This window comes from Enterobacter sp. PGRG2, from assembly GCF_030291195.1.
Classification (GTDB): Bacteria; Pseudomonadota; Gammaproteobacteria; order Enterobacterales; family Enterobacteriaceae; genus Enterobacter_D.
This window is the reverse complement of record NZ_CP127837.1, coordinates 760,484-762,398: the sequence shown is the minus strand read 5'-3', so window position 1 is coordinate 762,398 and position 1,915 is coordinate 760,484. Positions and strand designations below refer to the sequence as shown.

Below are 1,915 nucleotides of genomic sequence, written 5' to 3'. Positions count from 1 at the left end.
AAAGATCCCGCACCATGATCCTGCTTATCGACAACTACGACTCTTTTACCTGGAATCTGTACCAGTACTTTTGCGAGCTGGGCGCGCAGGTGGAGGTCAGGCGCAATGACGTGATTAGCCTTGCCGATATCGACAGCCTGTCGCCGGACAAAATCGTGATTTCCCCCGGCCCCTGTACGCCGGATGAATCCGGCGTGTCGCTGAAGGTGATCCGCCATTACGCCGGCAAGCTGCCGGTGCTGGGCGTGTGTCTGGGACATCAGGCGATTGCGCAGGTGTTCGGCGCGCGCATTGTGCGGGCGCAAAAAGTGATGCACGGCAAAACCTCGCCGGTCACCCATACGGGGAAGGGCGTGTTTCAGGGGCTGAATAATCCGTTAACCGTTACCCGCTATCATTCGCTGGTGATCGAACCCGCCTCGCTGCCCGACTGCTTTGACGTCACCGCCTGGAGCGATACGCAGGAAATCATGGGCATCCGCCACCGGGAGTGGGATCTGGAAGGCGTGCAGTTTCATCCGGAAAGCATCCTCAGCGAACAGGGGCATGAACTGCTGGCTAATTTCCTGTCGCGATGATTTTTTGTTGCCTTGTTGTGATTTTTTATGCATATTTTGTGCTTATATTTTCATAATTAATACAGCACAAAACGGATGGGCGTGACATGGCAACTGAACAAAACGCAATTACGCGCGCAACATTTGACGAAGTAATTCTGCCGATTTATGCACCTGCTGAATTTATTCCGGTAAAAGGGAAGGGCAGCCGCGTGTGGGATCAGCAGGGTAAAGAGTACGTTGATTTTGCGGGCGGTATTGCCGTTACGGCACTCGGTCATTGCCATCCGGCGCTGGTTGAGGCGTTAAAAACCCAGGGGGAAACCCTGTGGCACACCAGCAACGTCTTTACCAACGAACCGGCCCTGCGCCTGGGCCGTAAAATGATTGAGGCCACCTTTGCCGAGCGCGTGCTCTTTATGAACTCCGGCACCGAAGCGAACGAAACGGCCTTCAAACTGGCGCGCTACTACGCCTCCACCCGTCACAGCCCCTATAAAACCAAAATCATCGCCTTCCATAATGCTTTCCATGGACGGTCGCTGTTTACCGTGTCGGTGGGCGGACAGCCGAAATATTCTGATGGCTTCGGGCCTAAACCGGCGGACATCATCCATGTGCCCTTTAACGATCTGCACGCGGTCAAAGCGGTGATGGACGATCACACCTGCGCGGTCGTCGTGGAGCCGATCCAGGGCGAGGGCGGTGTCACCGCGGCGACTCCGGAATTTCTGCAAGGGCTGCGCGAGCTGTGCGATGAACATCAGGCGCTGCTGGTATTTGATGAAGTGCAGTGCGGCATGGGCCGCAGCGGTGAGCTGTTTGCCTATATGCACTACGGCGTGACGCCGGATATTCTCACCAGCGCCAAAGCGCTGGGCGGCGGCTTCCCGGTCAGCGCCATGCTGACCACCCAGGAGATCGCCAGTGCGTTTCACGTCGGTTCCCATGGATCCACCTACGGCGGCAACCCGCTGGCCTGCGCGGTAGCGGGCGCGGCCTTCGATATTATCAATACGCCGGAGGTGTTGCAGGGGGTGAGCGAAAAACGCCAGCGCTTTGTTAAACATCTGCAACAGATCGATGAGCAGTACGACGTGTTCAGCGATATTCGCGGCATGGGGCTGCTGATTGGCGCAGAACTGAAGCCGCAATACCGTGGTCGCGCCCGTGATTTCCTGTATGCGGCCGCCAGCGAAGGGGTGATGGTGCTGAACGCCGGGCCTGACGTGATGCGTTTTGCGCCCTCGCTGGTGGTGGAAGAAAGAGACATCGACGAGGGCATGGCGCGTTTTGCGCAGGCCGTCGCGAAAATCGTCCACGGATAACCCTGTTGCCCGGCGGCGCTGCGCTTGCAG

Annotated in this window: 2 protein-coding genes; both read left to right on the top strand. The window is 57.5% G+C overall.

Going from position 1 to position 1,915, the window contains the following annotated elements; genetic code table 11:
• Window positions 1–14 precede the first annotated feature (14 nt).
• A complete protein-coding gene (gene pabA / locus QRD42_RS03370; protein ID WP_321988729.1) occupies window positions 15–578 on the top strand; it encodes an aminodeoxychorismate synthase component 2 in 564 nt (187 codons plus the stop codon).
• Window positions 579–664: 86 nt separating this feature from the next.
• Window positions 665–1,885 (top strand): bifunctional acetylornithine/succinyldiaminopimelate transaminase, encoded by a 1,221-nt coding sequence (gene argD, locus QRD42_RS03365; RefSeq protein ID WP_318364934.1) that lies wholly within the window; start codon window positions 665–667, stop codon window positions 1,883–1,885.
• Window positions 1,886–1,915: the final 30 nt, after the last annotated feature.

What these genes read in the sequence shown, in the direction of transcription:
- pabA (WP_321988729.1), top strand. Translation starts at nt 15, where the DNA reads ATGATCCTGCTTATCGACAACTACGACTCTTTTACCTGGAATCTGTAC.
- argD (WP_318364934.1), top strand. Translation starts at nt 665, where the DNA reads ATGGCAACTGAACAAAACGCAATTACGCGCGCAACATTTGACGAAGTA.